The 24925-nt window shown below is 52.2% G+C and carries 21 protein-coding genes and 2 tRNA genes; 12 read left to right on the plus strand and 11 right to left on the minus strand.

Features of this window, described 5'->3' with window-relative positions:
* Positions 1-6: 6 nt before the first annotated feature.
* A complete protein-coding gene (rlmD, locus tag HU175_RS10890) occupies positions 7-1449 on the minus strand; it encodes a 23S rRNA (uracil(1939)-C(5))-methyltransferase RlmD (protein WP_176566623.1) in 1443 nt (480 codons plus the stop codon).
* 69 nt (positions 1450-1518) lie between these two features.
* On the opposite strand from rlmD, the gene HU175_RS10895 reads away from it, so the two are divergent.
* A complete protein-coding gene (locus HU175_RS10895) occupies positions 1519-3756 on the plus strand; it encodes a gliding motility-associated C-terminal domain-containing protein (protein WP_176566624.1) in 2238 nt (745 codons plus the stop codon).
* Between the two features lie 4 nt (positions 3757-3760).
* Here HU175_RS10895 and HU175_RS10900 read toward each other — a convergent pair whose 3' ends face one another.
* Complete coding sequence (locus tag HU175_RS10900; RefSeq protein ID WP_176566625.1) at positions 3761-4486, minus strand: SH3 domain-containing protein; 726 nt, start codon at positions 4484-4486, stop codon at positions 3761-3763.
* Between the two features lie 76 nt (positions 4487-4562).
* On the opposite strand from HU175_RS10900, the gene HU175_RS10905 reads away from it, so the two are divergent.
* Positions 4563-4635 (plus strand) — tRNA-Lys (locus tag HU175_RS10905).
* A 48-nt stretch (positions 4636-4683) separates the two neighbouring features.
* Here the strand turns inward: HU175_RS10905 and HU175_RS10910 are convergent.
* Positions 4684-5100, minus strand: coding sequence for a DUF3127 domain-containing protein (locus HU175_RS10910; protein ID WP_176566626.1), 417 nt, complete (start codon positions 5098-5100; stop codon positions 4684-4686).
* A gap of 155 nt (positions 5101-5255) precedes the next feature.
* Between HU175_RS10910 and HU175_RS10915 the strand changes: the two genes are divergently transcribed.
* The 3 genes from HU175_RS10915 to HU175_RS10925 all read left to right on the plus strand — a co-directional run bounded on the left by HU175_RS10915 (position 5256) and on the right by HU175_RS10925 (position 7182).
* A tRNA-Leu gene (locus HU175_RS10915) sits at positions 5256-5337 on the plus strand.
* Positions 5338-5537: 200 nt separating this feature from the next.
* Complete coding sequence (locus HU175_RS10920; RefSeq protein WP_176566627.1) at positions 5538-6341, plus strand: hypothetical protein; 804 nt, start codon at positions 5538-5540, stop codon at positions 6339-6341.
* A gap of 205 nt (positions 6342-6546) precedes the next feature.
* Positions 6547-7182, plus strand: a complete 636-nt coding sequence (locus HU175_RS10925) for a ferritin-like domain-containing protein (RefSeq protein WP_176566628.1) — start codon at positions 6547-6549, stop codon at positions 7180-7182.
* A gap of 76 nt (positions 7183-7258) precedes the next feature.
* On the opposite strand, the gene HU175_RS10930 is transcribed toward HU175_RS10925, so the two are convergent.
* From HU175_RS10930 to HU175_RS10940, 3 genes are read right to left on the minus strand one after another with little or no spacing between them, the layout of a single operon-like run.
* Positions 7259-7576, minus strand: a complete 318-nt coding sequence (locus HU175_RS10930; protein WP_176566629.1) for a hypothetical protein — start codon at positions 7574-7576, stop codon at positions 7259-7261.
* 37 nt (positions 7577-7613) lie between these two features.
* Positions 7614-8054 (minus strand): hypothetical protein, encoded by a 441-nt coding sequence (locus HU175_RS10935; RefSeq protein ID WP_176566630.1) that lies wholly within the window; start codon positions 8052-8054, stop codon positions 7614-7616.
* Between the two features lie 58 nt (positions 8055-8112).
* Positions 8113-8856 (minus strand): SDR family oxidoreductase, encoded by a 744-nt coding sequence (locus HU175_RS10940; protein ID WP_176566631.1) that lies wholly within the window; start codon positions 8854-8856, stop codon positions 8113-8115.
* A gap of 108 nt (positions 8857-8964) precedes the next feature.
* Here HU175_RS10940 and HU175_RS10945 point away from each other — a divergent pair, with 108 nt between their 5' ends.
* The gene (locus HU175_RS10945) at positions 8965-9867 is read left to right on the plus strand and encodes a histone deacetylase (protein ID WP_176566632.1); all 903 of its coding nucleotides are present in this window, start codon (positions 8965-8967) and stop codon (positions 9865-9867) included.
* A 156-nt stretch (positions 9868-10023) separates the two neighbouring features.
* Here the strand turns inward: HU175_RS10945 and HU175_RS10950 are convergent, their stop codons facing one another.
* Together HU175_RS10950 and HU175_RS10955 are read right to left on the minus strand one after the other, a co-directional pair.
* The gene (locus HU175_RS10950; RefSeq protein WP_176566633.1) at positions 10024-10668 is read right to left on the minus strand and encodes a response regulator; all 645 of its coding nucleotides are present in this window, start codon (positions 10666-10668) and stop codon (positions 10024-10026) included.
* Positions 10628-13699: a sensor histidine kinase gene (locus HU175_RS10955; RefSeq protein WP_176566634.1), complete on the minus strand. Its 3072-nt coding sequence runs from the start codon at positions 13697-13699 to the stop codon at positions 10628-10630. Before HU175_RS10955 ends, HU175_RS10950 begins: the two co-directional genes overlap by 41 nt.
* 235 nt (positions 13700-13934) lie before the next feature.
* Here HU175_RS10955 and HU175_RS10960 point away from each other — a divergent pair, with 235 nt between their 5' ends.
* Both HU175_RS10960 and HU175_RS10965 read left to right on the plus strand, forming a co-directional pair.
* Entirely contained in the window at positions 13935-14696 is a 762-nt protein-coding gene (locus HU175_RS10960) for an HpcH/HpaI aldolase family protein (RefSeq protein ID WP_176566635.1), read from the plus strand.
* 794 nt (positions 14697-15490) lie between these two features.
* On the plus strand, positions 15491-17407 hold the full coding sequence (locus tag HU175_RS10965) for a hypothetical protein (protein ID WP_176569190.1): 1917 nt from the start codon (positions 15491-15493) through the stop codon (positions 17405-17407).
* Positions 17408-17511: 104 nt separating this feature from the next.
* On the opposite strand, the gene HU175_RS10970 is transcribed toward HU175_RS10965, so the two are convergent.
* From HU175_RS10970 to HU175_RS10980, 3 genes are read right to left on the minus strand one after another with little or no spacing between them, the layout of a single operon-like run.
* Positions 17512-17976 carry a lipocalin family protein gene (locus HU175_RS10970; protein ID WP_176566636.1) on the minus strand — a complete coding sequence of 155 codons (465 nt, stop codon included), beginning with the start codon at positions 17974-17976 and terminating at the stop codon, positions 17512-17514.
* A gap of 5 nt (positions 17977-17981) precedes the next feature.
* Positions 17982-18707 (minus strand): pseudouridine synthase, encoded by a 726-nt coding sequence (locus tag HU175_RS10975; protein WP_176566637.1) that lies wholly within the window; start codon positions 18705-18707, stop codon positions 17982-17984.
* A gap of 54 nt (positions 18708-18761) precedes the next feature.
* Positions 18762-20075, minus strand: a complete 1314-nt coding sequence (locus tag HU175_RS10980) for a PQQ-dependent sugar dehydrogenase (protein WP_176566638.1) — start codon at positions 20073-20075, stop codon at positions 18762-18764.
* 156 nt (positions 20076-20231) lie between these two features.
* Here HU175_RS10980 and HU175_RS10985 point away from each other — a divergent pair, with 156 nt between their 5' ends.
* From HU175_RS10985 to HU175_RS11000, 4 genes are all read left to right on the plus strand, one after another.
* A complete protein-coding gene (locus HU175_RS10985; protein ID WP_176566639.1) occupies positions 20232-21119 on the plus strand; it encodes an alpha/beta hydrolase in 888 nt (295 codons plus the stop codon).
* Positions 21120-21197: 78 nt separating this feature from the next.
* Positions 21198-22163: a Kelch repeat-containing protein gene (locus tag HU175_RS10990; RefSeq protein WP_176566640.1), complete on the plus strand. Its 966-nt coding sequence runs from the start codon at positions 21198-21200 to the stop codon at positions 22161-22163.
* A gap of 84 nt (positions 22164-22247) precedes the next feature.
* A complete protein-coding gene (locus tag HU175_RS10995) occupies positions 22248-23615 on the plus strand; it encodes a glycoside hydrolase family 105 protein (RefSeq protein WP_176566641.1) in 1368 nt (455 codons plus the stop codon).
* A gap of 155 nt (positions 23616-23770) precedes the next feature.
* Positions 23771-24850, plus strand: a complete 1080-nt coding sequence (locus HU175_RS11000) for a P1 family peptidase (protein WP_176566642.1) — start codon at positions 23771-23773, stop codon at positions 24848-24850.
* The last annotated feature ends 75 nt before the right edge of the window (positions 24851-24925 follow it).

Consider the following 24925-nt stretch of genomic DNA (forward strand, 5'->3'; position numbering starts at 1 on the left):
AAAAACTTATCGTTTCTGGAGCAGCACTACGTTCTCGACGTGGTGCGTATGGGGGAACATGTCGACGGGCTGGACGCTTGCCACGCTGTACCCCTCGTCAAGAATACCCAGGTCGCGGGCTTGAGTCGCCGTATTGCAGCTGACGTACACAATCCGTTGTGGACCCGCTTTCAGGAGCTGGCGGGTTACTTCCTCATCCATGCCGGCGCGGGGTGGATCGGTGATAACTACATCGGGGCGGCCGTGCTGATCGAAGAACGAGTCAACGAGAATGTTACGCATATCGCCAGCCACAAAGGTCGTATTATGAATGTCGTTTACCTGCGCATTGATCCGCGCATCGGCCACCGACGCTTCAACGTACTCAACACCCACTACGTGCTGCGCCCGGCGGGCCACGAATAAAGCAATTGTGCCGGTTCCGGTGTAGAGGTCATACACTCGTTCGTTACCGGTCAGGCCCGCCCAGTCGCGGGTAACTTTGTAGAGATTGAACGCCTGCTGAGCGTTGGTCTGATAAAATGATTTCGGCCCAACGCGGAACACCAGTGGTTTACCACTGCCATCGTCCATGATTTCCTCGATGTACGGATTTCCGGCCCAGTTGATGACTTCCTGATCCTGGTAACTGTCGTTTTTCTTGGTATTGATGATGTAGTTCAGCGACGTAATCTCGGGGAAGTTTGTCTGCAGAAAGCCCAGCAACGCAGTCAACATCTCCGGTTGATCCTGCGCCACCTGAACCGTAACCATCAGCTGTCCCGACGAAGCCGTCCGGATAATTAGCGTACGAAGAAAGCCCGTGTGGTGTTTCAGATTGTACATACTGACGTCATTCACCCGCGCGTACTCCGCCACCGCCAATCGGATCGCGTTGGAGGGATCAGGCTGCAGATAACACTGGTGAATGGGCAGTACCTTGTCGAAACGCCCTGGAATGTGAAAACCAACCGCGCGTGGGTCCATCGCTTCGCCCGTATGCACTTCGGCGGAGGTCAGCCAGCGGCCTTCGGCGCAGGTGTATTCAAGCTTATTCCGGTAATAGCGGGTCGGCTCGGCGGCCATGATGGGGTGAAAATCGGGCAGGGCTACTTTACCAATCCGGCTCAGATGATCGAGCACCTGCTGGTGCTTGAACCGCAGCTGCTCCTCGTAGCGGATGTGCTGCCACTTGCAGCCGCCACAGGTGCCAAAGTGCTCACAGAATGGATCGGCGCGAACGGCTGAACGTTCAAGAACCTGCTCGGCAACGGCTTCACGGTATTGTTTTTTCTTATTCGTAATTCGCAGATCCACAACATCGCCCGGTGCTACGCCGGGGCCGCCCGTTGGGTTTTCTACAAAAATGACGCCCTCGTCGGTGCGGACAATACACTTCCCCTCGGCTGCCACGGCATCGATCGAAACCGCGTATAAACGTTCGGGGGCTTTATGACTTCTTCTGCGCATGAGTCTCTAAAAAAAACGCTAATTTAGACAGCTATTTTTGGATAGCCTTATTTCTGAAATAAACTCTATATGGAGAAACTGTACCGGAACTTGTGGTTGATGGTGTTGACGGTGGGTCTGCTGCTGGCAGAAGTCCCGTTTGTTCACGCCACGCATATCGTTGGCGGGGAGCTGGAACTGCAGAAATTGAGCTCAACCGGCATCTATACGCACCGGGTTAACCTTAATCTTTACTTCGACAATATTAACGGCGATCCCCGGTCGGACGATCCATATTCGTATGTTGGCATATACAGAAAACGCGATAACTTGTATATCGGGTCTTTGATGCTGCTCCGCCTGAGCACCGAGTGGGTGCAATATACTAACCCAACCTGTGCCACTGCGGCCCGGGTCGAGACGCGGTTAATCCGGTACGGTCTTGATGTTACGCTGGGGCAGGCGTTCAGCGACCCCGATGGCTATTACATGAGCTGGGAGCGCTGCTGCCGGAATGGGACGATCACCAACATCCTAAAGCCGGGCGAGGCCGGGTCTGTCTTTTACCTGGAATTTCCGGCGCTATGGTCGGGAACAACGGCCATCAACAACTCGTCGCCCGTATTCAGCGTAGCCAAGGGCGACTACATCTGCGTCAACCGGCCGTTCACGTTCGATTTCAGCGCCAAAGACCCGGATGGTGACAGCCTGACGTATCAACTGCTAACACCCTATAACGGCTTCAGCACGAACACGCGGACCGGTCAGGCCGATCTCCCTATTACCGATCCGGGCCCGTACCGCCCGATTCAGTGGATAAACGGTATTTCTGAATCGAACCAGATCCCGGGCTCGGTTCCGTTACGGGTCAACGCGCGTACCGGACTGTTACAGGTAACCGCCGATCGGGAGGGGCTTTTCGTGTTTTCAGTGGAGGTGCGTGAGTTCCGGCGGGGTAAACAGATTGGGCTGGTACGTCGGGATTTCCAGTTAAACGTCATTGACTGCCCCCGTAATGATCCGCCGAAACTGCTGCTTAAGGCCGATGGAGCCAAGAGTTTTTATCAGGAAGGAACGGTCCTGACCATGGCCGAAAAAGATACCAACTGTCTGAACCTGTACATGACCGACCCGAACGCGAATCAGCGAATTCGGGTCATTAACATGAGTGGTTCGCTGCCTAACCTGACCCTGGCTCCCGGCGAACTGCTGACCCGAACAGCGAATGACACGCTACAAACGAAATTTTGCTTCGGCCGTTGCGTGGGCGATGGCCGACCCGTTACGCTGATGGTGCGCGTAACGGACGACGGGTGTCCGCAGGGGCTGAGTGATACGTTAACGATCCGGCTGAATATCATTCCCTCGGTCAATAACAAGCCAAAAGCAAGTACAAACCTGACAAATGGCCAGGGACGGGCTACGGTTGGTACGTCCATGTCGTTTACGGCCTTCGGTACCGATATGGACAATGACAACATCACGTTACGGGCCGTAGGGCGCGGGTTTACGCTGGCGCAGGCCGGTATGAGTTTCGGAAACGCGGTAGGGGTGGGGCGTGTGTCGCAACCGTTTACCTGGAAGCCCACCTGCGCGCAGGCCACGCAGTCGAGCTACCTAGTGGATTTTATCGTAACCGATGCTCGCTGTAGTCGAAACCTCAGCGACACCATTACCGTAACACTACGTGCCGACGGACTGCCCAGTCAACCGCCCAGCATCCGTACAACGCTGAGCGGGCCGGTCGTCGATCTGGTTGTCAGTCCGAACGATTCGTCAGGACGCTCGGTATTCGACGTGCTGGGCAACGATCCCGACCGGGACACCTTACTGCTCTCGGGAATCGGCCGTGGTTTCGATATGAAGGCACTGGGCATGACATTCACGAACAAAACCGGCCGCCCAACGCTTCAATCGGCCTTTGCCTGGAAACCTACCTGCGCGCTGATGAATGGCCAGTCAGAAGCCTCGTTTGTCGTCGATTTTGTGGTGGATGATCGGTCCTGCCAGCCGAAACATACCGATACCACGACCGTTATATTCCGACTGCGTGATCCGTCCGTCAGCGCCGAAATCACCGTACCGAACGTATTTACGCCCAACGGGGATGGCATCAATGATTATTTCGGTGTGAAAGACCTACCGGATAACGTCTGTGCGGAACAGTTCAGGTCAGTGGAAGTTTCTAATCGTTGGGGCAAAGTCATTTTTACGTCCACCGACCCGAAATTTCGCTGGTACGGCACCGATACGCCGGTTGGTACCTACTATTACCTGATCCGAACTGACAAGCGAACCTTTAAAGGCCCAGTAACGCTAATCCGGTAACAGCCTAGATGACCCAGAGGTTATCGCGCCGGATAAAGTATAACTTGTTGTGCCACAGTACCCTAAGATACACATCCCGGCTACCCAGAATATTGACTTTATGCCCCTGCCCAATGACGTCAACGACGGGTGCCGCGGCTGAGGGGGCTGTGCGAATGATAACCCGGTCGGTATTCGTGATGCCGGACTGAACGTTGGCGGGTAAGTTCACAAAGGCCAGCAGCACCAGCAGGTAAAAGAACAAAACCCATTTCTGACGCAGTGGCGCGGGCTGACGGCGGAGTCCTTTTAGGATGAGTACAGTGAACACGTAGCCAGCCGGTAAAAGCAGAAAAACAAGAATGTAAACGCCGTACTTTCGGTAAAACAGGAAAAAATAGTTGAGGTCGTCAGTTTCGTAACCCGCCAGGTTGTTGTTTCTGGCAATGTCGTTCATTTTGTGCAGCACAGCATCGTCGGGCTGTCGGTCCAGATAGACCTGCAGGAAATAAAGCAGGCGGGGGATATTATCCTGCTGTTCATAAGCACTGGCTAATTTCAGCAACATGGTATTGGTTGCTTCGTAGCCAGCGGCCAGCACCTTTTCGTACAGCTGCGCGGCACGGGCCTGATCGCCAGTGGCAAACAGCGAATCGGCCTGGCTGATCAACGTTGGCGAGGCTGCCCGAAGGGGAGAGCTACCGAACAGAAACAAAAAAAATAGACTTATTTTAAGGGTGAATGCTTGCATTGATAAAAACAAGGCTATACTTTTGCACCACAATTAACGAAAGCGCTTTTCATCATATAAAGGTAGCACGTTAATCGATCTGGTAGCTCAGCTGGTAGAGCAATACACTTTTAATGTATGGGTCCTGGGTTCGAATCCCAGCCGGATCACAAAAAAAGCCGCTAATCAGCGGCTTTTCTCGTTTAATATCGTTCGGTTTAGAACGGCAGATCATTGCTTTCGTCGTCAAAGGCAGAGTTGAACTGCTGCGCACCCGATGGCTGGCTCTGGGCAGCTGGGCGCGACTGAGGCTGTTGCGCAGGCCGAGCCGGAGCGCTATAGCCGACACCGCCATTATCGTCGGTAGCTTCGATCCGGAAGGCCCGGAGTTCGGTGTACCAGCGTTCGTTGTATTCCCGCGATTCGGCACTGAACGTCGCCTTGAGCGTATCGCCATCCGCAAACTGTTTCAGGTCGTTGGCTTTTTCGCCCCAGGCGGTCATACATACCTTTTTAGGGTATTGGCTGTCCATGGTTTCGATCACGAAATCCTGCTTGTTCCAGGGGCCATTCTTACCTTGTCCCGTAACTTCGGGCAATACTTTTATAAGTTTTCCGACTAATTCCAGTGCCATAATCTAGTGGTCTTTTGTCATTGATTTGGAAAGATAAAAGTACGAAAAAATGCCTGGTTTCGGGCATTTTTTCGAGGAAAAGGAAAAAAAGATTAGCGCTCGAATTTGTGATAAGGAACGCAAATGACTATGTTTGCACCCGCAAAAACACTCTTGGCCACGTGGTGAAACTGGTAGACACGCCATCTTGAGGGGGTGGTGCTTCACGGCATGGGAGTTCGAGTCTCCCCGTGGTCACTTATCAAATGCCTGTAAATTTTTGATTTGCAGGCATTTGTGTTTTTGGTGCTATTCATTTTAGTACTGCTAAGTGAATATTAGGTAATGAAAATTAGATAGTTAAGTGGTTGGGAGTGGCAGGGAAAGTTATCAAATGGATGATGCAAAGGTCGTATGAGTTTATGTACTTTGGGCCGAACATGATTAACCATTCCATTATGTCAACCAATTTTATCAAGTCTCTTATACTTCTTGTTGGGCTGAGTGCCGTCTTTGGTGCTTGTACTGATCACCGTCAAGGGGAGCTGGCTCCCAATCGCTTACGGCTCAAACGTTCTATCAGTACGTATGCTAATTTCCCTGGCACCACTGAATTTTCTTACGATAGTTTGGGCCGCGAATCAGGATTTACGTACGGTAATTTTAAAGGGAGCTTTACTTATAATATTCGGGGACAAGTCGCGACGTACATCAATGCTGGTCCCGTAATCAGTGTTGTAAATGGCTACACGAACTACGAAGGCGAACGTAATGAGTTCATCTATGACTCGCCTACTGCGCTTAGAATTATCAGTAATACTTTAGTTGCATTGGCCGGACGATATTTGCCAGACCGTGAATTCACTCGGCGTATTTATAATTATACGTTAGATGGGCAAAGTAAGCCTTTAGGGCAGTACAACACCGGTCCTATTTTAGGCGGACAAGATGTTCGTTCGTCATCGTATGCTTATCTAGGAGATAATATAGTAACAGAGAAAGTCTCTAACTGTGGACGTTGCTATGAAACTACTGCTACCTATCAGTTTGACGACAAGCTGAATCCACTTTACGGATTAATCGGTCCCGGGATAACGGAAGTACAGCGTTCTAGCCGCAACAACGTGATCAAATCTGTCCTTGCTGATGTGGGTCGGCCTGATATAGAATCAATTACCACGTACGAGTATAATACACAAGGTTTGCCAACGAAAGCCACTTCGTCAACAGGTGAGGTTCGATTTGAGTACGAGCGTTACTAGAACTAATAGGTGGTTTCGCTTAAGCCCAGATCAATACTGATCAGCATACTACGTCCGGTTCTGAAAGCTATTCGGACGATTTATCCAGTAAAGTCGACAACATTAAAAGTGTCTGTATGGTTGTATTTCAGGCGGGGAGTCGTGGCATAAGTTCTTCTTGTTGTCACGTCCCGTTAGCAGTAAACAACTATAAACAAGACACGTTATGGCATCCTTAACTGATCGAATTGCCGATTTTTTCAGCGGCAATGATTCGTCCTCGGACGAAGGACTAAGAGATTTATTTATTAGTGAGCTGAAAAGCATTTACTACGTCGAAAAAAAGATCGTTGACGCGCTGGGTGAGCAGGCCGATGCCAGTACGACCGACGAAGTACGTAACGCCTTTCTGCAACATCAGGAAGAAAGCCGGGTGCAGGTAGAACGGCTGGAAGAAATCTTCCGGATTATCAGCATTGCCACCAGTGAGCACACTACGGCTGCGATCAATGGCCTGATTGATGACGCAGAGTCACTGATATCGACTACTGAAACCGGCTCGCTGACGCGGGATGCCGGTCTGATTATTGCCGCGCAAAAAATCGAACATTACGAGATTGCAACCTACGGCTCGCTGCTGACGCTGGCTGACGTACTGGGTTTTGATCAGTCGGCCGAGCTGCTGGCTAAAACGCTGGAAGAGGAAAAAGCAGCCGATCACAAGTTAACGGCGCTGGCCGAAACCTTCGTGAATCGCCGGGCTAAAGATGAAGATAACCATCCGGGTAGCCACCACGCCAGCCGGGAGCCGATCGTTGATCCGCAGATGGACGTAACGGCGGGCGGACCACTGGGCGTGTAAGCGTAGGCAAATCGTGTATAAACTAAAAGCCTTCCGGTCTGACCGGAAGGCTTTTAGTTTATACAGAACCCTTCAGTTATGCGTTATCGCTTAACTCGGGGTCAGGCTCCGTGCCGTCGTTATTACCCAACGCGTCGCCGTTACCGTAGTTATCGGTATCGGCTTGCATGTTGGGGCTGTCGGAAACGGCACCCGTGCCATCCATATTCGCCCGTTTCTCGGCTTCGTCGGTTGGCGTTGTTGGTACCGTATGGGCATCCCCTGACAGATCGGTGGGGTTGTAATCTTCGTTGATCATGATGCTTTCATCAGGCGTTTGCGCCGGTCCACCGGTTTCGGGGCGGTACGTTGGCGTGTTCTGATTAAGCATGGCATCCTGATTAGTGCTTTCCATAATGTTGAGTGATTAAAATTTGATACTAGGATTTAGTTTATCCGCGAGTAAATACTTCCCATAAACGGCTGTAAAGTTTTTGAGCGTGCGTCTTTACGTCATTGTGCGACGCATAGAGCGAAAATGGCTTGAATTGGTTCTCGGCCGTTGGCAGCGGTTCTACCTGAATCGTACGACCTGCGTTCCATCGACCAGCCAGCCGGCGTACGTAGCCCGTCAGGCGAATACCCGCGTCGACCAAATCAACCTGTACTGTATCCGGGTAGTTGGCGGCTGCCAGCTCTTCCGAAAAACGCTGAAACTGACCTGCATCAAACCACGATAAAGGCGGCATCTGGTAACGCCGGTCTTTGCGATCTTTCCGGAAGAAAAAATGAACGGAAAGCAGCGACTTATCGGCCAGTCGCTTGGTGGTAACCTGTAGATCAATAATTTCCAGCGGAGCTGCTTCCGGAGCAGCAGCAAAATCAATATTCATGTTATGGGGATATTAAACGTAGTGTATAAACCAGTTGGAAAGAGACGATGTTTCTAATTTAGACGTAAATCATTTTGCGGGTCATGCCCCCGTCAACGGTAAAGTTCTGACCGGTAATGAAGTTATTTTCCGGTGCGGTCAGGAATAAAATCACACGGGCAATGTCGTCCGGCTGACCTACCCGGCCGGCGGGATGTTGCTCATGATCTTCGGGGCGAAGTTCTTCGGGTTTGCCCTTTTTCTTAAAGGCCGATACGTCGATCCAGCCGGGGCTAATGCAGTTGACCCGAATATCGGGGCCCAGGCTCATGGCGAGCGAATGCGTCAGAGCAAAAATCCCTCCTTTGGAAGCCGAGTAAGCAAACGTATTGGGCTCGGACTGGAACGCCCGGGTCGAACACATATTAATGATGCAGCCCTGCTGATCTTTCAGGTACGGAGCCGTGTATTTAGCGCATAAAAAGGAACCCGTCAGGTTAACGCCAATGCCATGGCTCCAGTCGTCGAATGTAAACTCTTCGAGAGGCTTTTCGTCCATAACGGCTGCGTTGTTGATCAGGACGTCAAGCTGCCCAAAGTGGCCGACAGTCTGTTCAACGGCTTGCTGAACATCGGCCTCGCTGGAGACGTCGCAGGCTACAAAAAGAAGCTGACCGGGGGTAGCGTCGAAAGTTTTCTTTGCTTCGGCAAGCGCTTCTTTGTCCGATTCCCAGATGGCGACCCGGAACCCATGGGTCAGGAGGTAATGCGCCGTGACGCGGCCGATGCCCTGGCCACCTCCGGTAATAATTGCGGTTTTCATACGATTGAGCAGGCTATATAATCGCGCAAAAAACAGCAAATACTAACACAAGCCTTCGTTATCAGGTTAGGTAAGCCGTAACTTTATCGAACGGACTTTGCTTGCTCCATGCTTCAGATTGCGTTTTCGCCGGAATACCGGCTTCGATTACCGGAAGGCCATCGGTTTCCGATGCTGAAATACGAGTTGATTTACGAGCAGTTGCTTTACGAAGGGACCTGCTCGGAAGCTAATTTCTTCCATCCCGCCCCCGTCGATGACCACTGGGTGCTGGGTGTCCACACGGCGGAGTACGTTCACCAGCTTAAAACCCGCACAATCGACCCCGCCATGATGCGCCGGATCGGCTTTCCGTTAACAGCCGAGCTTATTCATCGGGAGTGGATCATTACGCAGGGCACCATCGACTGCACCCGGAAGGCCCGTCAGGACGGCGTTGCCATGAATGTAGCGGGCGGGACACATCACGCCTTTCCGGATCGGGGCGAAGGTTTCTGTATGCTCAACGACGTGGGCGTCGCTGCTCATTATCTGCTCGAAACGGGTCAGTCGAAACGGATCCTGGTCATCGATCTGGATGTGCACCAGGGCAATGGAACTGCCGTTATGTTTCAGCAGGAACCGCGGGTGTTTACGTTCAGTATGCACGGCAAGGATAACTACCCGCTGAAAAAAGAGCAGTCGGATCTGGACATAGAGCTGGCTACGGGGACGGCGGATGAAGTTTATCTCAATACGTTATATGATACGCTGCCCGGCCTAATCCGGCGGGAAGCACCGGACTTTTTGTTTTTTGTATCGGGTGTCGACATTCTGGGGTCAGACCGACTGGGAAAAATGTCTGTAAGTCGGGAAGGGTGCCTTCAGCGGGATACGTTCGTATTTGAGCAGGCGAGAAAATATGATCTGCCAATCACCGTGTCGATGGGGGGCGGTTATTCGCCCCGGCTAGTTGACATCGTCGAAGCACACTGCAATACATTTCGTGTTGCGAATAGCCTGTATTTCTGAGATTTAACTAAAACGAAAAGCCGATTGCCAGACCAGGTCAGAGCAATCGGCTTTCGTTGCCTCGAAGAGGCAGTAGTGTGGAGAGAAGCATGACAAAGTTTCACCCAAAAAGCGAGGACGACAATACCCGGATCCGGGTATATTGAGTGGATATAATCAAATACCGGCCTCTATCGCAAAACGAACCAGCTCGGCAATAGTGCTAATACCCAGTTTTGCGTGAATGTTCTTCCGGTGGGTATCGATCGTGTGCGCGCTCAAATTCAGCCGTTCAGCAATTTGTATGCTGGTAAACCCCTCCTTCAATAGCCGAATAATGTCCACCTCGCGCGGGGTCAAGCGGTGCTTACGCAGGAATACGTCATCAGTATGATTGGCATACTGCTTTAAATCCGACAGTTTTGGGTCGAAATAAGGCTGGCGTATTGCCACGGCGCGTATGGCGGTCAGTAACTCCGAACGGGTGGCTGTTTTCAGCATATACCCCAAAGCGCCCGCTCGCTTAAAATCATCAATGTACCGTTGCTCACCGTACATGCTCAGAATCAGGATGCCCTGATCCGCAAATTCGGCGGTGATCTGACGGGTCAGGGCAAGCCCATCCAGTTCGGGCATGTTAAAGTCAATCACCAGAACATCGGGACGCAGTTCGGTAATCTGCTTCATAGCCTCGCGGCTATAATAAATCTGCCCGACCACCTCAATATCGGGCGCTTCATTGAGCATCAGCCGCAGCCCATCGTTGAATAGACGATGGTCGTCAATGATCAGAATGCGGATCGGGAGCGGTACTGGTTGCATCGTATGGAATATTGAGTACTACCGTGTAACTGTCAGCATTGCTGTCGATGGTCAGCTCAGCCTGCAGGTACTCGGCTCTGTAGGTTATATTTTTTTGACCAATTCCCGCCGGTGTGGTAACTGTAGCTTGTGTAATAATTGGTTCACCACCAAGGGGTGTCTGTACTTCAATCATCAGTTCCCGGGCGTGATACCCTAACTGGATATAAGCAATTCCAGTGCCTGCGTGTTTCTGGGCGTTCTGCATCAGCTCGGCAATGATCCGGTAAGCAACCAGTTCCCGTTCGGGCGTGAGTCGCCTGACGGTGCCGAAGAGGATAAACTCAAAATAGATTTTTCCCGACCGATTGACCTCGTCGACCCGCTGGGCGACGACATCCGACAGCGAATATTTGTCGAACTCAACGGGCATCAGATCGTGCGTAATGGTACGCAGGTCACTGCTGGCTTTATCAACGAGCGAATAAGCGTGGGTCACGTTCGCCAGCTCGGCTGGTTCACTGACCTGTGTCTGCGCACGTTCCAGAATCCCCTTGGCGGCTGCCAGCGTATTGCCCACATCGTCGTGCAGATCGCGCGCAATACGTTTACGTTCGTCTTCCTGCGTAGCGAGCGTATTTTGCAGGAGTTGCTGCTGCTGCGCCAGCTCTTTACGGTCGTAGTAATTGACGCCAAAGGCAACCGTACCTAACAGCAGCAGGAGCAGCAATGCCCAGAACCACCACCGCTGCCAGAACGGCGGCTCTATAAGAATCTGAAAGTGCGTAGCAGGCGTAAACCGGCCGTAGGCATCGAGCGCCCGGGCCTGAAACGTATAGGTGTCCGGCGGTAGATTGGCGTAACGAACTACGTTTCCTTCGCTGAGCGGAACCCAGTCGGGATTAACGCCCGATAATTTGTAGAATAGCTGGTTCTGCCCATTGCTGTAATAATCCAGAGCCGCGAGACTAATGGAGATTGTTCGCTGGTTGTAGTCAAGCGTGATCTGCTTCGTCTCGCCCGGAACCGCTCCATTTTTATAGGGCTGATCGTTTACCCGAAAATCAACGATACGCACCGGAGTTACTGCCTGATCGCTGGTCAGCAGCTCCGGTGAAAAATAATCCAGCCCGTGCACACCTCCGAAATAAAAGATTCCCCGTCGGCTGCTGAGGGCAGCTACGCTATTATACTCGCGGCCTTTGGTTGCCACCACAGGCCGGATCACTTGCCTATCGGGGGAGAACTTAGCCAGACCATTGTTCGTGCTCAACCAGAAAATTCCCTGTTTATCGGGCAGGAGGTTATAGACTACGTCATCGGGGAGGCCATCATGTACAGTATAGGTACGTAATACCCGGCGGGTTTTGGGATCGAACTGAACCAGACCACGGTCGCTGCAGAGCCACAGGCAGTGCCGACTCGGGTCGGGATGGACGGCCATGATATTATATCCCGCCAGTGTTACGTATTGCTGGCTCAACCGGCCTGGTTCGTATTTATACACGACCAGATCCTGATCGCGCCGGGACGCGTAGAGCAAACTGGTGGCTGGATCGAAGTACAAAGTCCCGAAGTACGTATTACCTGAGTCAAACCGGCTAAGTTGCTTCAGGGCTGCATTGAGCAGGAAGAGCCCGCCGTAGGAAGCCAGCACGAAATGCCCGTCGGGTAGTTCGCAGATGCCACGATTATACTGACAATCCTCATCCTTACAGAGTGGATCGGGTAATTCGATGAATCGATCCTGCTCCGGGCTGTATTGCAGTAACCCCTGTAGGCTGGTAACCAAAAGCCGCCCGTCGCGGGTCATGGTGATCTGTCGTACGTTTCCCTGGTTTCTGACGCCTTTATCCGCCAGGTAAGCTTTAAAAATGCCCGTTCTGGGTTCATATCGACGAATACCCCCATCGGTGGTGCCGATCCAGAGGTAGCCTTGCCGGTCTTCGCACAAACCCCGGATCGGGTGGGTATTCAGGTCAGAAACGTTGAAGGGGTTGTCCGAAATGGTAGAGACCGTACGGGAAGTGGGGTAGAGAATGTCGACCCCGAACGGGTCCGCGTTTACCCAGACCAGTCCCAGATCATCGACATAGACACGGGCAATCTGATTCGTCAGGAGCGAAGTTGCTGTCACTTGTCCGTTACCGGGAGAGATCGTTTGCAATACTTTTTGCTGGTGGGGCGAATACTGCCACAAACCGGCGCCCTCTACGCCCAGCCACCAGTTCCCCTGCTGGTCTTCGTCGACACTGGCTATGCGGTAACTATTCCGGTCGAGGGGGAGGGGGTGGTAACGCACCAGTTGGGTGAGGTGCTGATCAAACTCCAAAACGCCCTGTGACCCCGCCAGGCAGTAGTGTCCCGTACGACGACTCTTGAAAAGGCATTGAAAGGTCTGTTGTTTAGGGAGCGTAACCGTGGTCGATGATTTAACTAATTGATCGGCTGGGCTACCGGTGAAAAATGATCGGGACTGGCGCGTCTTATAATCATACTGAACTAATCCGGAGGGTAACAGATACGTCAGCGTATGCTGCTCGGGCTGGTGAATGATCCACTGGAGGGCAATACTGAATTTGGGTTTTATCGTCGGTTCGATACTGGTTTTCCGACCGGTTCGAAAATTCAGTCTGACCACGCCTTCGTAGTTGCTGCCGTACCAGACCGTCGAATCGTCGGCGTAAAAAGGGGCCTGTAAACTCGGAATCCGCTGGCCTTTTGCATTGGTCGCGTAAAAACGTCGGAAGGAATTCGTTCGGCGGATGTACTGACTAAGGCACTCTTCGGTACCTACCCATAGATCGCCCTGTGGCGTTTCGACCAGGCCCCGGACTTCACCCTTGCCAATTGTCGTGGAGTCCTGCTCATCGAACCGGTATACTGCGAAGTGGCTGCCATCAAAGCGATTCAGGCCATTCTGGCTGCTCATCCAGACGAAACCGCGCGAATCTTTCAGAATATAATAACAGGAACCCTGCGACAGTCCATCGTGGGTAGTGAGGTGGCGAATCGAGAAAACTGCCTGCCCTGAAGTGAGAATTGGACTCAACAGTAAAAGGATAAGCCACCGCATGAGTTAGATCTGATAGCGCTTAAAAACTTAAAGGTACTTGCTCAGATGAATTTATGACAGCTGAGAACGTAGTATTTTGCGGCAGATAACCTATTGGTAGTAATCTAGTTGGTAGTTTCGAGTAGGTAGATTTGATTAACCTGCTTATAAACCTAGTACGTTTACGGCTGAAATAGCCAATTCTGTTAATCCGCGAATGAATCAGTAAACAATGAAGCAGAACATTATCAAAACCCGCCTTCAGAATAATCAACCCGTATTGGGAATTCTATCCAATAGTGCTGACCCAACCATTGCCGAACTCTGCGGCTTTTCGGGGCTGGATTTCTACGTTATTGACGCCGAACATAGCCCAGTCACCACGGCCCAGGTGCCAGATATTGTTCGGGCCTGCGAAGTGAGCGGCATCACGCCACTCGTGCGGGTTCGCGGAAACGAACCTAAATTAATCGCCCAGTTTCTGGATGCTGGAGTTATGGGACTATTACTGCCGGGGGTACGTACCGTTGCCGATGTAGAAGCGCTGGTTAATGCGGTTAACTATCCGCCCGTTGGCTTCCGGGAATTAGGTCCCGTGCGGGCGGCCGATTATCTACAGGGAGACATGAGCCAGGGTGATTATATGAATTTTGCCAACGAGCAGCTGCTGATCCTGCCCCAGCTTGAAACAGTGGAAGCCATTGAGAATCTGGACAGCCTGCTGGCCTCGCCGGGGATTGACGGCTTCATTATTATGCCCCGCGATCTGGCCATTGCAATGGGACATTACGACGGGCCGGGTCACGATGAGGTAAAGAAAACAATCGGTAATGCCGTTGACAAAATCAAAAAAGCGGGTCTTGTCGTGGGTACCACAGCGGCTACGGGCGATCAGGCAAGAGTGCTGGTAGAGCGCGGGGTACTGTTTTGCCTGAATTCGTTGGCTGGTATGCTGAAAAGTTCGGCTGGTGACTTCATGCGGGGCCGGAACTAGGCCATAAAGCAGAGTATACAGCTGGTGAATCAGTAGAAAATTTTTTAAAGAATATTTTCCTTAAAAAAAGACGGCTTCTTTGAGAGAAACAACACAGTCATTGGAAGAGGCTGTAAATCAGGAAATATAGCAAAACGAAGAATTTTTAGACAATAATTTAGGATTAATGTCTGATTAAATAGTGTAAAACGAACAATGTAGATTGAAATTTATCATATGCTTAAAATTTGTTTTCAAATAAATGCATTATGCCTATAATTGGCCGCTGAAAGGCACTTTAGCATGCCGCAGAGACCAATACTAACCGGGAAAATTCCAACGGTGAACTATTAATCGGGGTCTCGAAACAATCGAGAGGTTTGTTTGCTTATAGGCAATAACCGTTGATTGCAAACAAAAATGGGGAAGGTCGGTTGACTAGAGTAATTTGCGGGAGCCATCGAGAAAAGCACCGCAAACGAAGTAAGCTGACCGATGTTACTTTCTGATCTGGCTCTACCGAAGAACCGATTACCCAATCAGGCAGAATTTGACAAGTGTTATTATGAGTTTTTCAGAATCGAAAAAAAAAACTGGCAAGCCCAATTACACGACTGTAATCCGGTTTTTCAGCAATACGTATCTGAAAAGAAACCAATTAGCGGAAAGAAGAAAGAAAATCTACTGTTTTAGTGGATTGACCGTTCCCTAAGTTTCCGTGCCTGACCTTGGGAGAATAAAAGTTTAGTTAGAAAAATTGCGTCCAAATTAACTCAATGAATATGCGAACATTTATCCAACAACACCGCATGCGGATGCTGGCTGGACTCGTGTTGCTAGGTTTTGCAATGCCTTCCGTTAGCCTTGCACAAGAGGCTGACACCGTCCGGCAGAGTACAGTTCAACCTGCCTCACGCTCAACCGGGCAACGGGAAAACATTTACCGGTTAGGAAAAGGCGTTTACACCGACACGTTACGTCGGGACGAATTCAAGGCTCAGGCAAGTGACGTTGCCGAACTTGATGACTGCGACACGACTTTCCAGACATTTATTCTTGTTCGGCGGCTGTCACCCTGGCGGGTTGGTCTGTTCGCGGGACCCAACTTTGCGTATTGCGGTACCTGGGAAAACACCTTCGGGCCCGTTCGGCGTGACAACTCGCTCTACAACGGAGCTGGTTTCAACATCACTGCTAACATCGATTACTACTTTACGCCGGCTACCCGTCGGTTGCGTTTCGGGGTAGGAACAGCCTTTGGTTACCAGAACTACATCACCCGGGGCGTTTATCGGGATTACCTGTATGGATTAGCTCAGAATTCGCTGGGTGCAAGCCAGGGTCAGGTAACTATCCGGCAACGTGCTTCTGAAGATATGTTCCTGACGGTCGGACCTGTTCTGGCGTTCACGGTTGCACGTAGCCGCCGAAACCCAGACGCAACGACTTTCATCGAACTGGGCCTCCGGGGCGGTCTGTTCCGTACCGAAGCTGCAACGATTTCGGCATCTGTTCCGTCACAATCAGATCGCCTGGTACGTACAGTTAACCCAAGCTCAAACCTCTACCATCCAGGTGGAATCCTGTCGCTGGGCGTATTCTTCCCAGTAGGTAACAACTGGAACATCGGTGTGCAGGCACAAGGGTTCTACACTCGTCTGAACTACCTGATCGTTAACGGTCTTCAGGATCAACTGTATGAATTCAGCCGGAAACATGGTGGTTTCAGTGCTGGTATCGCCGTTCGCAAAGGCTTCATCCAGAAAAAGCTGATTCCAAAAGCACCAACGGTCTGCCCAACCTGCGATTCGATTCCCGAGCTGAACGTAATGTTCAACAACGCATCGCTGAAAGGCACGTCACTGGCTTATGTTGACGAAACGAACGCAGCCCAGTCGGCTCCGGTCAACACAGCCGCTACAGCTCCAATGATCAGCTGGCGCAGCACGACTCCGAATCCAAAGAACGAAACGTTCACGGCCCGCCTGTACTACCGTGCTGACTCGGTCGTAGCTGGTGCTACTGCTAACGATCAGGTTATTGCTCAGGTGGAAAACACAACTGACACGTCCCTGCCATTCCCTGCTGAATATTTCTCGGGTGGTCAGATCGTTCCAGGGTTCTACTACGTCACGGTTCACAATCAGCAAACGGCGAAATGTGGTACCTGTATGAGTGAAGTCGCTACGACGAGCTTTGCCAGCATCCGGCCAAAAGCTACGGCTGAGTGCGAATACCGTCACCGTCTGGAACGTCTGGAAGTGTACTACCGCACGCCATACACTCGCGAAGTTGCTAACGTATGTTACTGTAACGGTACCATCACCTCGGTTGGCGATACGGTTACCCGCCTGCGCTACCGCAGCCTGAACCGCCGTCTGGCAACCAGCGCTATCGAATTCGATACGAACACGGTTATCCTGAACCTGCGTGATCTGCCAGGCGATCTGGCTCAACAGCTGCAGGCTGAGAAGTCGAAAATTGAAAGCGGTGCCGCAACGCGCTACAAAGGCCGTCGGGTACGCCCACAAGTTCAGTACTTCCGCGCTGTGTTCTCGGTTACGAAACTGCCTTGCAACGGTCAGCCTGAGCAATCAGTTGGTAGCTTCAACACAACCATCAGCGACAATACTTACTCGATCACTGATCTGAAGCCGCTGACGGATGAGCAAAAAGCGAAAATGCTGGCTCCGCCTGCACCAGTGAAAAAACGGGCAACCCGTCGTCGCTAAGAGACGAGCGTTGATCGAATAGAAAAAAGAAAGCCGGGAGCAAACGCTCCCGGCTTTCTTTTTTTGTGGTATGGTGCTATGTGGTTAACGTACTACTGTATAAACTATCGGTTCAGATCATGCAGGGTCTGCAGGTGTTTTTTCAGCAACGATTCATTCGTCATCTGCGCCTTTATCTGGTTCAACTGTTCAGCTGTCAGGCTTGACTTTCGGCTAATCACATCGACGCCTTCGGGTGTGAACAACGTTTTTGAAAACCAGATGACCGCCCATTGCCCTTCGGGGTCCAGCATAGCAACACGCCAATTGCTACGGACCAGACTGAGTAATCCTTTGCCACGCCACACAAATGCCGCTGGGTTGTGCTTGTCCTGATAATCGTAGCCAGTCAGAGTTTTCTGTTTACCTTTCTTTCTGTACTTGACCTCATCCAGCAGAACCGGTACATCCGCCTTTTTATCTGTTAGTGAATACGTAAACGTCGGGTCGAGTTTATCGCCTTTGAGCCACATCGGGAAATTGGTGCTACAGATAAACCAGGTGCCAACCAGTGTCGAAATAATATTCATGTGACTCAGTGCGTTTCGGGTACGGTCAAACTGTGGGCGCCGAACAATTGGCTCAGCATGCGTATAAACTCGGCCTGTAAGGGGGCCTGGATCGTGACGCTTTCATTCGTGAGAGGGTGAATGAACTGGATTTGAGTGGCATGAAGCAACATGGTATTCATGCCGAACTGCTCCAGAAAGAGTCGATTCTGTTTGTTGCAACCGTGCGGACGATCGCCGATGATAGGGTGCAGGATATGAGCCATATGCTTACGCAACTGGTGCATCCGGCCCGTAGCAGGAGTCAGCTCAACCAAGGAATAGCGGGAGGTTGCGTGTTTGCCAAACGGAATCGGTACCTCGGTCCGCTGCACTGTTTTCAACGAAGTTAATGCCTCCTGTACTGTACCATCATCGCGTCGGAGGGGATAATCAATCGTCTGCTGGTCGGGCGTATAACCCCGCACAAGAGCCAGATAGGTTTTGCTCACGGTACCAGCCGCGAATTGCTGCTGCATGAGCGAATTCATTGTTTCGTCCAGCGCAAACAGAAGCACACCGCCCGTTTTTCGATCCAGGCGATGCACCGGGAAAACCCGCTGGCCTAGTTGATCGCGTAGTAGCTGAACCGCAAACTCGCTGGCGTCACTAGCTATGGGAGAGCGATGAACGAGCAGGCCGTGGGGCTTGTTGATGGCGACTAAATCCGCTGATTTGAAGAGAATGGATAAGTCCGTGGACTCAGAGGACATAAAAATGGTGTTGTTACGTACGGAAAACCCGTCTGGCGTAACAACACCATAACCTTACTTTTTAGTTGAGGACGTAGCGGTTTTTGTGGGTCGGGCTGCGCCATTGTAGCTAATCCGGAATAGGGTTCCGTTCATATCGTCGGTGACGTACAACGACCCGTCCGGTCCCTGGGCCAGGCCACAGGGGCGGTGCTGCACAGGACCGGTTGGTTTCGCGAGATCTGTGCCGGCAAAATTGTCGGCGAAGATTTCCCAGTTGCCCGATGGCTTACCATTTTTGAACGGAACAAAAGCCACAAAATAGCCTTTCTTCAGTTCGGCGGACTGGCTATGGAACGCAACAAAAGCCCCATTGCGATATTTTTCTGGGAAAGCGGTGCCGGTATAGAACAGCAAGCCGTTCGGACCGAGGTGGGCCGGGAAAGCTGCCGTTGGCTTGATGTAGGAGGGGTCGCCGGTTTTCTTGCCGTCGCCACCGTATTCGGGAGCCAGGAACTGTTTTTTCTGAATATGGTCGTAATACGTGTATGGCCAGCCGGCATTGTCCCCCTGGTGGACTTCATACATCGTTTCGGCGGGGAGTTTCGCGCTCTGGTCAGGGGTATAATACTGGGGGTAAAAATCATGGAATTGCCCCCGGCCGTGCTGCATCACAAACAGTGAATTCGTTTTGGTGTTCCAGTCCAGCCCCACCACGTTTTTCAGTCCGGTTGCGTAACGACTGCCGTCACTGAATTTCTGATCGGCGACATTCGCTTTGAACTTCCAGATACCAGCCGCCGAGTCCAGCAGGGGGCAGGGCATCATACCTTTTCCCGTACCCGGTTCCCGGCAGGCATCGTTATCCGATGCGATATTGACGTAGATATTATTTTGGTTGTCGACCGCAATGGATTTGGACTGGTCGCGTTCCTTCACGCGTAGACCCGAAACCAGTTTCTCGGGTTGTTCAGGATTAATGACTTCTTCCTTGTCGTTGAGCTTATACCGGTAGATGCTGCTGTTTGACGAGGTGTAGAGATAGCCATTTTTTAGGAAAATGCCGGTTCCTGGATAATCGCCGAAACTGGTACGTTGATCTGGTGTGCCGTCATTGTTGGTATCCCGCAGCCGGATGATGCCCTTGCCATCTTTCAGTTTGGCCAGCTTGATGTAGATGTCGCCGGTTTTACTGACGACAATATGACGGGCAGCGCCGAGATCTTCGGCAACAACGGTCGCCGAAAAGCCACTGGGCAATTTAATGGTTACGGGATCGACAGGCTTGCGACTGGCAATAGGCTGTTCGTCGCCGTAATGTGCGTTTGCGGTGGTAAGGCCCGTCAGCGCAGTTAACAGGTAGGTTAGTTTAAAAGAGAAGGATACCATGCGTAAAGAGATACGTTCAGAAAGTGATCAGGTAAGTAAGCAATCGGACGGCGAAAAATACTGGTAAGCAAAATGGGTAGTCCAAACCAGAAACACTGCCGGACCGTAGGAGTTAGGTAGTACGCCCGCACAAAATGGGTATTTTACGTTCTTCCTATGTCGTTTATTCGCTTAGCCTGGCAGCTTCCGGCCATTATTTTTCTCTTGTTTCTACTGTTCATTATTGGCAATGAATACGCAATCGCCCGTCCTAGTAAACGAATTAAGGATGTTGCTTACGTAACGCCGGGTACCTCGGGCTTCGACACCGAGCGGCACCGGCTGGACCTCTATATACCCCGCCACAAATCAGCTACGCTACGTCCGGTTGTCATCTTTATTCATGGGGGAAACTGGGATAGTGGCAGTAAAAACATCTATACGTTTATTGGTCGCCGACTGGCTAAGCAGGGTTGTGTAGCAGTGATCATCAATTACCGGCTGGCTCCTAACGTTCAGGTGCCTGCTATGGCCGATGATTGTGCGAGGGCGGCCCTGTGGGTGAAACTGCACATAGCAGAGTACGGAGGTGACCCCGAACGAATCTTCGTGATGGGTCACTCAGCCGGGGGCGGACTGGCGGCTTTGCTCGCTACCGACAATACCCTGTTCACAAAAGTAGGTCTGTCCGAAAATCCGGTCAAAGGCGTTATTCTGGACGATCCGGCGGGCCTGGATATGTACGACTATCTGAAGAAAATGGAGTACCCCAACGACGAGCAGTATCTGGTGCCTTTTGGCCGCGATCCGGCGGTCTGGCGTGCGGCCTCACCCTTGTACTACGTGCATAAAGGCAGCCCGCCCATGCTGATTTATGTTGGGGAGCGAACGTATCCGAGCATCCGGAACAGCAGCGAAAAATTCCGGCAGCGGCTAATGCAGAATGGCGTCCAGCACACGTTCACGGTAATTGCTGGTAAAAAACACGTGGGTATGGTGCTGCAACTGTACTGGAAACGCAACCAGATTTACCGGGATCTGCTCAAGTTTGTGAAAGCGAACTAGGGCTTTTTTTAAGATGATTCGGATAGAGTAAGTAAATCAGACCTATCAGGAGCTCTTTAAACCGAATCCCTCTCCCTCATGAAAAAGCTTGTACTCATCTGTGCTGGTTTACTGCTTAGTATAAGCCTGGCGAAAGCCCAGCAATGGCAACCGGTGGAAACGAAAAATACCTGCGAAGTGCGCCACGAAAACGCGGCTACGCTGATTGGTGATAGTTTGTACGCCATTGGTGGTCGGGGAACAAAGCCGCTCGAAGCCCTCAATCTGAAAACGATGGTCTGGCAGCGGCTACCAACGCCACCTGTCGAGATGAACCATTTTCAGGCGGTGAACTACAACGGTGAAATCTACGTAATCGGTGCGTTCAAGGGAAGTTACCCCCACGAAACTCCTCTGCCAACTATCTATATCTACTCGCCCAAGACGGGGGCTTGGCGACAAGGCCCAGCTATCCCGGCAGAGCGGCTTCGTGGCTCGGCGGGAACGGTTGTCTATAACGACAAAATTTACCTGGTCTGCGGAATTATTGACGGACATTACGACGGACACGTGGCCTGGCTGGATGAGTACGATCCGAAGACGAATACCTGGAAACGGCTGGCCGACGCACCCCGGCCCCGCGATCACTTTCAGGCGACGGTGGCCGATGGCAAACTGTACGTAGCGGGTGGGCGCCAATCGACGGCGCGGATTGGTAAGGTGCTGGAAACGACGCTGCCCGAGGTCGACGTGTACGATTTCAGGCGCAGCAGCTGGACAACCCTGCCTGCCGCATCGAATATGCCTACGCAGCGGGCGGGGAGTACGGCGGTAACCCAGGGCGGCAAAGTCTGGATTATTGGGGGCGAAACGCAGCAGTTGCAGGCACATAACGAAGCCGAAACTCTCGATCCCAAAACGAACCGCTGGTCGGCTGGGCCGACGTTGAAACAGGGGCGGCATGGTACGCAGGCGGTCGTATACAACGGCCTGATTTATATCGTCGCCGGATCGGCTAACCACGGTGGTGGCCCCGAACTCAATACTATGGAGGTGCTGAAATAGGTGATAAACCAGAGCTATCTCAGTATTAGCGCGCTCGGTCCGGCTTTAGATACATAGCCTTAACCTACCTCAACCCTGTTTTATATGCGTAAAAGCGCTACTCTATCTGCCGTTCTGCTATGGTCTGCCACGATTGCTTTACCCGTTCTGGGGCAGACGAAACCAGCTAAAGTAAATGATTCGACAACCCCACTGCACCTGCTCCAGCCGGATTACCCGGTGCCGTATGGACAACCAAAAGTAGCCGACGTAACGGCGGTGCTGGACCGCGTGTATACGTATCTGGATAAGGTAACCCCCACCCAGGTTATCGACAAAGAGACGGGAAAAGAGATCACGGATTTCGCCCGGTTCCAACCCAATGCCGTTATTAAGCCCGGCGATTTCCGGCTGACCAGCTACGAGTGGGGTGTTACGTACGCGGGAATGCTGCTGGCCAGCGAAGCCACCGGCGATCCGCGTTACGCCGAATACAGCAACAAACGGCTGGCCTTTCTGGCGGGTTTACGAACCTACTTTCAGGAGCAGGTAACGAAAGATCCGCACGCTAATACGTCCCTGCGGCCTATGCTGGCCCCCCACGCGCTCGACGATGCCGGGGCCATGTGCGCGGCTATGATCCGGGCGTCGCTCATTAAAAAACTGCCCGTCGATCTACGGCCGCAGATCGACACGTACATCAACTACATCATGACGCAGGAATACCGGCTGGCGGATGGGACATTAGCCCGGAATCGGCCGCAGCCCAATACGCTCTGGCTCGATGACCTGTTTATGAGTGTACCCGCGCTGGCGCAGATGGGAAAACTCACGGGCGACAAACACTATTACGATGAGGCCACGAAGCAGGTGCTCCAGTTTTCGAAGCGCATGTTTAACAAAGAGAAAGGGCTGTACATGCACGGCTGGGTCGAAGGCATGGCGACACATCCCGAGTTTCACTGGGCGCGGGCGAATGGCTGGGCCGTTATGACGATGGTCGAACTGCTGGACGTATTACCCGAAAGTCACGCAGATCGTCCGGCGGTGCTGGCTCAGTTGAACGCGCACATTCGGGGGCTGGCGGCTTACCAGTCGGGGTCGGGCTTCTGGCACCAGCTGCTCGACCGAAATGATTCGTACCTGGAAACATCGGCGACGGCCATTTATGTCTATGCTATCGCCCGGTCGATCAACAGGGGCTGGATCGATCCGCTTGCCTATGCACCAATGGCCCTGCTCGGCTGGAACGCTGTATCCACAAAAGTCACGCAGCAGGGACAGGTTGAAGGGGTATGTGTGGGAACAGGAATGGGCTTCGATCCGGCGTTTTACTATCACCGCCCGGTAAATGTGTATGCTGCGCACGGCTACGGGCCGGTGCTGCTGGCCGGGGCTGAGGTAATCAATCTGCTGAATAAAAAAGCGTTCGAAATTAACGACAGTTCCCTGCAACTGACCCGGAAACGATGAATCTCCCCGTAAGCCGGGACGAAAGAACAACGTAGCGTGCTCTATATTTACGTCGAAAAGGCATCGGTCCCGGCTGGTGCTGTCAATCGTAAACGGCTCTCTGCATGCGCTTTGTTCCTCACGCTTTTATTTCAGGTTTGTTCGTTTGTCTTAGTATGTCGACCACGATGCTGGCTCAGTCTGCCAAACGTCCCCGCGATTACGGGATCCATTTTGGCGTACTGCCAACCGGGGCGTACAACGCGATTACCGATGTGCCCGGCGTCCGGATAGGGCAGGTGACGCTGAAAGAAGGCAGCAGCGTACGAACGGGTGTAACGGCCATTCTGCCGCATACCGGTAATCTGTTTCAGCAGAAACTTCCGGCGGCCATGTACATTGGAAACGGGTTCGGTAAATTGATGGGCTACAGCCAGGTCGAGGAACTCGGTACGCTCGAAAGCCCCATTGTACTCACCAATACGTTGAACGTAGCCACCGCGGCCGATGCCGTTATTGACTACACCCTGGCTCAGCCTGGCAATGAGCAGGTACGTTCCGTTAACCCGGTCATCGGCGAAACGAACGACGGCTTTCTGAACGACATTCGGGGGCGCCACGTCAAAAAACAGCACGTACTGGATGCCATTGCTCAGGCGAAAACCGGCCCGGTGGCGGAGGGGAACGTAGGTGCCGGGACCGGAACGGTTTGTTTCGGCTTCAAAGGCGGCATCGGCACGGCGTCCCGGAAACTGCCCGCGTCGCTGGATGGTTATACCGTCGGCGTGCTGGTGCAAACCAACTTTGGGGGCGTTCTCCAGATTGCTGGGGTGCCGGTTGGCGTTGCGCTGGGTAAGTACTCGTTCAAGGAAAAACTGGATGGTTCGTGCATGATGGTGGTTGTCACCGATGCCCCGCTGGATGCCCGTAACCTCAAACGGCTCGCCAAACGAGCGTTTATGGGCCTGGCGCAGACGGGCGGCATTGCCTCTAACGGAAGTGGCGATTACGTCATTGCGGTGTCGACAGCGTACAAAATTCCGCATGAGTCGGCCAGCGCCTTCGATGAGGTGAAGCTCCTGCGTAACGATAACACATCCGCACTGTTTATGGCCGCCATCGAAGCAACGAACGAAGCCATCATCAATTCAATGTTTGCCGCCCGGACGCTCACCGGCGATCAGGGGCATACCGTCGAACAGCTGCCGGTGGAGCGGGTCGTCGACCTGCTTCGTAAAGCGGGACAGGCGCGTTAAGGTTGCAGGCAACGGATTTGCTATCGTACCTTTACGTAGTTGCCGAACTCTACTAATTAACCAGGCAGCTTTCGG

It is taken from the genome of Spirosoma sp. KUDC1026 (assembly GCF_013375035.1).
Taxonomy (GTDB): Bacteria; Bacteroidota; Bacteroidia; order Cytophagales; family Spirosomataceae; genus Spirosoma.

Coding starts and splice junctions, on each gene's coding strand:
- HU175_RS10990 (WP_176566640.1), top strand. CDS start 21,198: ATGAAAAAGCTTGTACTCATCTGTGCTGGTTTACTGCTTAGTATAAGC.
- HU175_RS10985 (WP_176566639.1), top strand. CDS start 20,232: ATGTCGTTTATTCGCTTAGCCTGGCAGCTTCCGGCCATTATTTTTCTC.
- HU175_RS10965 (WP_176569190.1), top strand. CDS start 15,491: ATGCTGGCTGGACTCGTGTTGCTAGGTTTTGCAATGCCTTCCGTTAGC.
- rlmD (WP_176566623.1), bottom strand. CDS start 1,449: ATGCGCAGAAGAAGTCATAAAGCCCCCGAACGTTTATACGCGGTTTCG.
- HU175_RS10910 (WP_176566626.1), bottom strand. CDS start 5,100: ATGGCACTGGAATTAGTCGGAAAACTTATAAAAGTATTGCCCGAAGTT.
- HU175_RS10935 (WP_176566630.1), bottom strand. CDS start 8,054: ATGAATATTGATTTTGCTGCTGCTCCGGAAGCAGCTCCGCTGGAAATT.
- HU175_RS10940 (WP_176566631.1), bottom strand. CDS start 8,856: ATGAAAACCGCAATTATTACCGGAGGTGGCCAGGGCATCGGCCGCGTC.
- HU175_RS10975 (WP_176566637.1), bottom strand. CDS start 18,707: ATGTCCTCTGAGTCCACGGACTTATCCATTCTCTTCAAATCAGCGGAT.
- HU175_RS10945 (WP_176566632.1), top strand. CDS start 8,965: ATGCTTCAGATTGCGTTTTCGCCGGAATACCGGCTTCGATTACCGGAA.
- HU175_RS10925 (WP_176566628.1), top strand. CDS start 6,547: ATGGCATCCTTAACTGATCGAATTGCCGATTTTTTCAGCGGCAATGAT.
- HU175_RS10895 (WP_176566624.1), top strand. CDS start 1,519: ATGGAGAAACTGTACCGGAACTTGTGGTTGATGGTGTTGACGGTGGGT.
- HU175_RS10970 (WP_176566636.1), bottom strand. CDS start 17,976: ATGAATATTATTTCGACACTGGTTGGCACCTGGTTTATCTGTAGCACC.
- HU175_RS10995 (WP_176566641.1), top strand. CDS start 22,248: ATGCGTAAAAGCGCTACTCTATCTGCCGTTCTGCTATGGTCTGCCACG.
- HU175_RS10900 (WP_176566625.1), bottom strand. CDS start 4,486: ATGCAAGCATTCACCCTTAAAATAAGTCTATTTTTTTTGTTTCTGTTC.
- HU175_RS11000 (WP_176566642.1), top strand. CDS start 23,771: ATGTCGACCACGATGCTGGCTCAGTCTGCCAAACGTCCCCGCGATTAC.
- HU175_RS10950 (WP_176566633.1), bottom strand. CDS start 10,668: ATGCAACCAGTACCGCTCCCGATCCGCATTCTGATCATTGACGACCAT.
- HU175_RS10980 (WP_176566638.1), bottom strand. CDS start 20,075: ATGGTATCCTTCTCTTTTAAACTAACCTACCTGTTAACTGCGCTGACG.
- HU175_RS10920 (WP_176566627.1), top strand. CDS start 5,538: ATGTCAACCAATTTTATCAAGTCTCTTATACTTCTTGTTGGGCTGAGT.
- HU175_RS10930 (WP_176566629.1), bottom strand. CDS start 7,576: ATGGAAAGCACTAATCAGGATGCCATGCTTAATCAGAACACGCCAACG.
- HU175_RS10960 (WP_176566635.1), top strand. CDS start 13,935: ATGAAGCAGAACATTATCAAAACCCGCCTTCAGAATAATCAACCCGTA.